Below are 6,991 nucleotides of genomic sequence, written 5' to 3'. Positions count from 1 at the left end.
GGCGACGCGCAGGCAGAGCTGGGAGGCGCCGGCGTGGAGGGCGTCGGAACGGTCGTCCTCGGAGATGTCCCAGAAGACGTAGGCCCACTGGGGATCGCGGGGCAGGAAGACGACGCGGGTTTCGGCCGCTGGCCGCGGCGCCGGGGCCATCTCGGCCTCGATGCGCTCAAGGCTGCGGCCCTCACCCTCCTCCACCTGGCGGGTGCTGATGGCCTCCACCAGCTCCTCCTTGGACTTGCGGCTGTACAGAGAAACGCCGAGGTCGCTGGCGATCTGCCGCAGCTGGCGCAGCGTCATCATCGCCAGGGAGGTCAGCGTCTTCTGGCTCACAACATCAGAATTCGTTTGGGATCAGTCTGGAGGACCTTTCCGCCTTTGGACCGGAGCGCGCGCCCGTGGTCAGCATCCACTGACGGCCATGGGCGCGCCCGTTGCCCCTCAATCCAGACGGGGACACAGAAAAGCCCTGACGCTGGGAAGCGGCAGGGCCAGGGTGCGACAGGGGCCGGCGTCCGGTGGCGGACCTGGCGGCGATGGCCGCTCTCAGCGGCCGATGCTGCGGTAAGGCACCTTGGACAGGTAGTCCATGCCGGTGTTGCCGGCGGCGGCGCTGCCGACACCGCGCAGGGCGGGCAGGGTGCGGACCCAGGGCAGGTAGTCCTGCGGGAAGCCGCCGCGGCGTTGCTGGGCGCGCTCGGGGAAGCTGCGGGACTTGCCGGTGTAGACGATCTGGGGGAAGCCCAGGATGCCCCGGTAATAGGACTCGTAGCGGGGGGAAGTGATGTTGAAGGGGGTTTCGCCCACTTCGCGGGAGCCCACCACCCGGTTGCGGTGGTAGGGGACGGTGTCGTAACCGAAGGCGTCCAGGTACTCCTGGGAGTCGAGGATGTCATCGACCATGCCCTTGACCCCGCGGGTCATCAGCACGGCCGACCAGGCGATCTCCTCGGCCTTGCCGTGGACCGGGCGACCCAGCAGCTTCTCGACCAGGTGGCGGGCCACCCGGTAGTTGCTGTTGAGGTTGTAGAAGCTGCGGTTGAAGGTGTCCGACAGGCACAGCGCGCGGATGAACTCCCGCACGTTGATCTGGCCGTCCCGCAGCTGGGACTCCAGGGTGCGGTCGCGGTCGACCTTGAAGGCATGGAAGAAGATCTGGCGGTAGGCCGCTTCGATCACGAAATTCTGATCTTCCCGGTCCATGGCCTTGTCCATGGACACGGCCTTGGGGTCCTCGTCGGAACCCACCCGGAACGGCGCGACGCGCGAGTTCTGGGAGGTGGGGGCGTACTTGAGGAGTGGAAGAGCCACGCGTGGTCCGGCATCCGTCGTTGGGGATCGTAGAAGTAGGGCCCCGGCGGCCCCGGGCCCGGGAGGGCAGGGCTCACAGTCCGTAACGTTGGCGACACAACACCAACGCGGGCCCCGTCACCAGCCCAGGGCTGACAGGCAGGCGGTTTCGGGGCTCGCCGGGGCGCCCGCTGCCTCGGCTTCGTCGCCTGCGCCGGCGGCCGTCCCGTCGACGATCCGGGTCTCGACGCAGAAGGAGGCGGTGTTGGAGAGCCCCTCGACGGTGCTGGTGCGCAGGCGCACGTCGGGCCCGGCGAAGCTGAAGCGCTCGAGGCTGTTCATCGTCTCGTAGCTGGTGGTGAGCAGCAGGCCGTCCCGGTCGTCCATGGCGAAGTGGCCCGCCACCGGCGCCGTTTCGGCGTAGCCGCGGTCGCGCAGCAGCAGGCCGCTGCGGCCCCGTTCGTCAGTGGGAATCAGGCCGAAGACGCTCTCGCCCTCGTGGGCCTCGCCGGCCTTGTCCCAGGCCATCGAGCCGCTCCAGCGCACCCGGCAGCCGCCCACCAGGCCGGCGGGGTCCTGGCCGTGCAGCACGGCGATCGCCTCCAGGCGCGGATCGGCCGCCTCCAGCTCCACCACTTCAATGAAGGAACCGCCCGCCTCGGCACGGCGGTGCAGCAGGTGGTGGCTGCTGCGCTGGGAGCGCCAGCGGCCGCAGCTGAGCCGGAAGAAGCTGATGGCGTCGGCGATGGATCCGCTCACGGGGGCCTCAGGCGATGGGGCGCGATCAGGCGATGATCGCAACTCTCCCACCCTCCCGCGGCCCCTTGTCCGCCGCCCCCGTCGCCGCCGCCCTGGCGGCCGCCTTCTGCTGGGCCTTCTCCAGCCTGCTCTGGCGCCGGCTGCCCACCTCCCTCTCGGCCGCCCGGCTGAACCTGCTCAAGAACCTGCTGGCGGTGGCCCTGCTGCTGCCGCTGGCCCTCGTGCTGCCATGGCAGATGGCGCCGCGCTCGCTGCTGCTGCTGGCCCTCAGCGGGGTGCTGGGGATCGCCCTGGGGGACACCCTGTTCTTCGCGGCCCTGCGGCGGCTCGGCACCCGCCGCACCCTCACCATCGATGCCGGCGGTCCGGCGGTGACGAGTCTGGCGGGGGTGGCGCTGCTGGGGGAAGTGCCCCGTCCGGCCCAGTGGCTGGGGATCGCGCTGATCAGCCTGGCGGTGCTGCTGGTGGTGCACCAGCGCGCGCCCCGGCCGGACGGGCCCGAAGGTGTCCCGCATGGCGCTGGGGCGGGCCGCGATCAGGCGGCCGCGGATGAGATCGGGGTGGTCCTGGCCCTCGGGGCCCTGGCCTGCGGCAGCGGCGGGGCGTTGCTGGCGCGGGCGGGGCTGCTGGCCGGGGGGCCGGCGCCGCTGCAGGCCGCCACCCTGCGGTTGGCGGCGGCGGCCCTGGTGATGCTGCCGCTGCTGGCGGGGCTGCCGTGGTCCGCCCACGGGCCCAGGCCAGCCGGGCGCCGCTGGCCCCTGGCCCTGACCGCCACCCTGCTGGGCACCAGCGCCGGCATCGCCCTGCAGCAGACGGCCCTGGCGGGCCTGCCGGGGGGCCTGGCCGTGGCCCTGCTGTCGACGGCGCCGGTGATGGCCCTGCCCCTGGCGGCCCTGGAGGGGGACCGGCCCGGCTGGCGCGGGGCCCTGGCCGCCGCCGCCGCCCTGGCCGGGGTCAGCCTGGTGGCGGGGCTGGTGGGGCTGCCGGGGACCTGAGGCGTCGGTCGGCCTGCCCGCTGGCCCAGTGGACCAGGTCGGGCAGGTCGAGGTCGAGGGGCGCCTGGCCGGCGGCGGTGGCGATGGCCGTCAGCTGGGCGGCCACGTGGCCCATCTGGTTGAGGAAGGCCCGCTCGAAGCCGGCATCGGCGGCGATCACCGGCTGGTCGGCGGCCCAGGCCGCCACGGCCGCGTCCGGCGGGAGCTCACCGCTGCGCCGCCCGGCGATGGCCTGGAGGGTGCGCAGGCCATGGGCCAGGAGCCGCAGGTGGTGGCGCTCCAGGGTGGGCAGCAGGGTGGCCTCCAGCTGCTGCAGCTCCTCTGGGCTGAGCACGGCTCAGGCGCCCGCGGCCACGGGGTTGCCGGCCACGGGGGCGATGCGGAAGCCGCAGCTGTGGCCCCCCTCGAGCCGCCAGTGGACCCGCTCGACGGCGCAGTCGGGGAAGGTGTGGCGGATCAGGCGCAGCTCCTGGTCGCAGACGACGGGGTACTGCTCGGCGATGCGCATCACGGAGCAATGAAATTCGCTGATCACCCAGGCGGGGCCACCGGCGTTGTCGGTGGCGGGGGCGTCGTCGCGGCGGCATTCGGCCACGTAGCCCTCCTTGCGGCGCAGCTCCACCAGGCGCTCGATCCGTTGGGCCAGGGGGCCGCCGCCGATCTGGCGGCGGTAGTCGTCCGCCTTCTCCTCGGCCTGCTGGCGCAGCACCAGCTCGAGGGTGTCCGCCGGAAGGCTTTCGGTGAGGGTGTGCAGCAGGCCGAGGGCGAAGGTCTCGCTGCCGTCGGGGAAGCGGCCCTGCCCCAGGGCGGTGAGGCGCCAGACGTTGCTGGGCCGGCCGGGGCCCTCGTGGGGGGCGCTCGCCTCCACCAGGCCGTCGTCCTCCAGGCTGCGCAGGTGGCGGCGCATCACCTGGACCGACACCCCGAGGGCGGCCGCCAGCTGGCCCGCCGTCGCCTCACCTTCCCGCAGCAGCACCGAGAGGGCCGCTTCCCGGGTGGGATGGCTTCCCTCGGCGGGAACGGCCGGGAGGCCGCGGGACTGGGCGGGGGCGCTCATGACGGGCGTCTGACCGAAACACCATGCCACGCACGCCGGGGGATTGGGGGCCGGGCAGTGGTGCCCGCCGGGGCGTCACAATGACCTTTCCATGCCGTCAACGGACCACGCCTGTGCCCTAGGCTCCCGCAGTAACGAAACCAAAGTGTTTCGTTATTCGATCCACCGGTGCGCGCAACCCGACGCTCTGCCCATGACCGACGCCTCCACCACGACGACCCCCGCAGCCGGTGCCGAGAGCCTGGAGGTGATCCGCCGCTTCGCGGAAACCTACGCCCAGCGCACCGGCACCTACTTCTGCAGCGATCCCGGGGTCACCGCGGTGGTGCTCGAGGGTCTGGCCCGCCACAAGGATGAGCTGGGCGGTGCCCTCTGCCCCTGCCGCCACTACGAGGACAAGGAGGCGGAGGTGGCCCAGGCCTTCTGGAACTGCCCCTGCGTGCCGATGCGCGAGCGCAAGGAGTGCCACTGCATGCTCTTCCTCACCGAGGACAACCCCTTCCGGGGCGAGCTCCAGACCATCAGCCTTGAAGACGTCCAGTCCCTCACCGCCGGCTGAACCGGCCCCCTTCCCCATGGCGAGCAGCGCAACCGTCGGCGATCTGGTGAGCCAGCCGTACAAGTACGGCTTCGTCACCGACATCGAAACCGAGAAGATCGCCAAGGGCCTCAGCGAGGACGTGGTGCGGCTGATCTCCGCCAAGAAGAACGAGCCGGCCTTCCTGCTCGACTTCCGCCTGCGCTCGTATCGCCAGTGGCTGCAGATGGAAGAGCCGGACTGGGCGACCCTGGGCCATCCGCCGATCGACTACCAGGAGATCATCTACTACGCGGCGCCCAAGCAGCAGGAGAAGAAGGCCAGCCTCGATGAGGTGGACCCGAAGCTGCTGGAAACCTTCGACAAGCTCGGCATCCCCCTGAGCGAACAGAAGCGCCTCTCCAACGTGGCGGTCGATGCGGTGTTCGACAGCGTCTCGATCGCCACCACCTACCGGGAGAAGCTCGCCGAGCACGGTGTGATCTTCTGCTCGATCAGCGAGGCGGTGAAGGACCACCCCGACCTGATCGAGAAATACCTCGGCACGGTGGTGCCCGGCAACGACAACTACTTCGCCGCCCTCAATTCGGCGGTGTTCAGTGACGGCTCCTTCGTGTTCATCCCGAAGGGCGTGGAGTGCCCGATGGAGCTCTCCACCTACTTCCGCATCAACTCCGGCGACACCGGCCAGTTCGAGCGCACATTGATCGTGGCCGAAGAGGGCGCTTCGGTGAGCTACCTGGAGGGCTGCACGGCGCCGATGTTTGACACCAACCAGCTGCACGCGGCGGTGGTGGAGCTGGTGGCCCTCGATGACGCCTCGATCAAGTACTCCACCGTCCAGAACTGGTATGCGGGGGATGAGAACGGCAAGGGCGGCATCTACAACTTCGTCACCAAGCGGGGCCAGTGCCGCGGCGACCGCAGCCACATCAGCTGGACCCAGGTGGAAACCGGCTCGGCGATCACCTGGAAGTACCCCAGCTGTGTGCTGCAGGGGGCCGATTCGGTGGGCGAGTTCTACTCGGTGGCCCTCACCAACAACCGCCAGCAGGCCGACACCGGCACCAAGATGATCCACGTGGGCCCCCGCACCCGCTCCACGATCGTGAGCAAGGGGATCAGCGCCGGCCACTCCTCCAACAGCTACCGGGGCCTGGTGCAGCTCGGGCCCAAGGCCGTGGGCGCCCGCAACTACAGCCAGTGCGATTCGATGCTGATCGGCGACCAGGCCGCCGCCAACACCTACCCCTACATCCGCTCCCAGCAGCCGGATGCCCGCATCGAGCACGAGGCCAGCACCTGCCGCATTTCGGCGGACCAGCTCTTCTATCTGCAGAGCCGGGGGATCGCCTTCGAGGAGGCGGTGTCGATGATGGTGAGCGGCTTCTGCCGCGACGTGTTCAACCAGCTGCCGATGGAGTTCGCCGCCGAGGCCGACAAGCTCCTGGCCCTCAAGCTCGAGGGTTCGGTCGGCTGATCCCGGCCTGCGGCCACCCCGCCGGCCCCACGCTTTTTCCCTGTCCCTTCCCTGCCCTTTTCTCCCCCGCCGTGATCCGCCCCGACGCCCCCGTACTGCTCGAGATCCGTGATCTCACGGCCCGCGTGGAGGACCAGCCGATCCTCAAGGGGGTGTCCCTGACGATCCGGGCCGGTGAGATCCATGCGGTGATGGGCCGCAACGGCAGCGGCAAGAGCACCCTCTCCAAGGTGCTGGCGGGCCACCCGGCCTACACCGTCACCGGCGGCACTGTGCTCTACAAGGGCGAAGATCTGCTGACCCTGGAGCCCGAACTGCGGGCCCGGGCCGGCCTGTTCCTCGGCTTCCAGTACCCGGTGGAGATCCCCGGGGTGAGCAACCTGGAGTTCCTGCGGGTGGCCACCAACGCCCGCCGCGCCGGCAAGGGGGAGGAGGAGCTCGACACCTTCGCCTTCGAGGACCTGGTGCGGGAGCGGCTGCAGGTGGTGCAGATGGATCCGGCCTTCCTGGAGCGCAGCGTCAACGAGGGCTTCTCCGGTGGCGAGAAGAAGCGCAACGAGATCCTGCAGATGGCCCTGCTCGAACCGCTGGTGGCGGTGCTCGACGAGACCGATTCCGGCCTCGACATCGATGCCCTGCGCATCGTCGCCGGTGGCGTGAACCACCTGGCCGGCCCCGACAACGCCACCCTGCTGATCACCCACTACCAGCGGCTGCTGGATGTGATCACCCCTGATTACGTGCACGTGATGGCGGCGGGCCGGATCCTGCGCACCGGCGGCAAGGAGCTGGCCCTGGAGCTGGAGGAACGCGGCTACGACTGGGTCGACGCCGAACTGGCGGCCCTGGAGCGCACACCGGCGGAGGTGGGCTGA

The 6,991-nt window shown here is 70.5% G+C and carries 9 protein-coding genes; 4 read left to right on the top strand and 5 right to left on the bottom strand.

The annotated features are described in order from the left end of the window. The 3 genes from L107_RS03555 to L107_RS03545 form a co-directional block, all read right to left on the bottom strand. A partial coding sequence (locus L107_RS03555) for a DUF4912 domain-containing protein (protein ID WP_159816491.1) occupies positions 1-297 on the bottom strand: 297 nt, incomplete at its 3' end. 246 nt (positions 298-543) lie between these two features. Continuing rightward, the gene (locus L107_RS03550) at positions 544-1,308 is read right to left on the bottom strand and encodes a phycobilisome rod-core linker polypeptide (protein ID WP_159816482.1); all 765 of its coding nucleotides are present in this window, start codon (positions 1,306-1,308) and stop codon (positions 544-546) included. A gap of 117 nt (positions 1,309-1,425) precedes the next feature. Next, positions 1,426-2,046 (bottom strand): phycobiliprotein lyase, encoded by a 621-nt coding sequence (locus L107_RS03545; RefSeq protein WP_159816481.1) that lies wholly within the window; start codon positions 2,044-2,046, stop codon positions 1,426-1,428. A 32-nt stretch (positions 2,047-2,078) separates the two neighbouring features. On the opposite strand from L107_RS03545, the gene L107_RS03540 reads away from it, so the two are divergent. After that, positions 2,079-3,041, top strand: a complete 963-nt coding sequence (locus L107_RS03540) for an EamA family transporter (protein WP_201295793.1) — start codon at positions 2,079-2,081, stop codon at positions 3,039-3,041. Here L107_RS03540 and L107_RS03535 read toward each other — a convergent pair. Further along, a complete protein-coding gene (locus L107_RS03535; RefSeq protein WP_159816479.1) occupies positions 3,001-3,375 on the bottom strand; it encodes a hypothetical protein in 375 nt (124 codons plus the stop codon). The genes L107_RS03540 and L107_RS03535 overlap by 41 nt on opposite strands. Before the next feature lie 3 nt (positions 3,376-3,378). Beyond that, positions 3,379-4,098: an iron-sulfur cluster biosynthesis transcriptional regulator SufR gene (sufR, locus tag L107_RS03530; protein WP_159816478.1), complete on the bottom strand. Its 720-nt coding sequence runs from the start codon at positions 4,096-4,098 to the stop codon at positions 3,379-3,381. Positions 4,099-4,291: 193 nt separating this feature from the next. Between sufR and L107_RS03525 the strand changes: the two genes are divergently transcribed. The 3 genes from L107_RS03525 (at position 4,292) to sufC (ending at position 6,991) form a co-directional block, all read left to right on the top strand. Beyond that, positions 4,292-4,657: a ferredoxin-thioredoxin reductase catalytic domain-containing protein gene (locus L107_RS03525; RefSeq protein WP_106222794.1), complete on the top strand. Its 366-nt coding sequence runs from the start codon at positions 4,292-4,294 to the stop codon at positions 4,655-4,657. Positions 4,658-4,673: 16 nt separating this feature from the next. Then, entirely contained in the window at positions 4,674-6,116 is a 1,443-nt protein-coding gene (sufB, locus tag L107_RS03520) for a Fe-S cluster assembly protein SufB (RefSeq protein WP_015109145.1), read from the top strand. Between the two features lie 71 nt (positions 6,117-6,187). Beyond that, on the top strand, positions 6,188-6,991 hold the full coding sequence (gene sufC / locus L107_RS03515) for a Fe-S cluster assembly ATPase SufC (protein WP_159816477.1): 804 nt from the start codon (positions 6,188-6,190) through the stop codon (positions 6,989-6,991).

Source organism: Cyanobium sp. Copco_Reservoir_LC18, assembly GCF_009834675.1.
GTDB lineage: Bacteria > Cyanobacteriota > Cyanobacteriia > PCC-6307 > Cyanobiaceae > Cyanobium > Cyanobium minutissimum.
This window is presented reverse-complemented; position numbering and strand designations above follow the sequence as displayed.

Bases quoted from the DNA above. Each gene is read 5' to 3' on its own strand.
- L107_RS03525 (WP_106222794.1), top strand. From the start codon at position 4,292: ATGACCGACGCCTCCACCACGACGACCCCCGCAGCCGGTGCCGAGAGC.
- L107_RS03540 (WP_201295793.1), top strand. From the start codon at position 2,079: ATGATCGCAACTCTCCCACCCTCCCGCGGCCCCTTGTCCGCCGCCCCC.
- sufR (WP_159816478.1), bottom strand. From the start codon at position 4,098: ATGAGCGCCCCCGCCCAGTCCCGCGGCCTCCCGGCCGTTCCCGCCGAG.
- sufB (WP_015109145.1), top strand. From the start codon at position 4,674: ATGGCGAGCAGCGCAACCGTCGGCGATCTGGTGAGCCAGCCGTACAAG.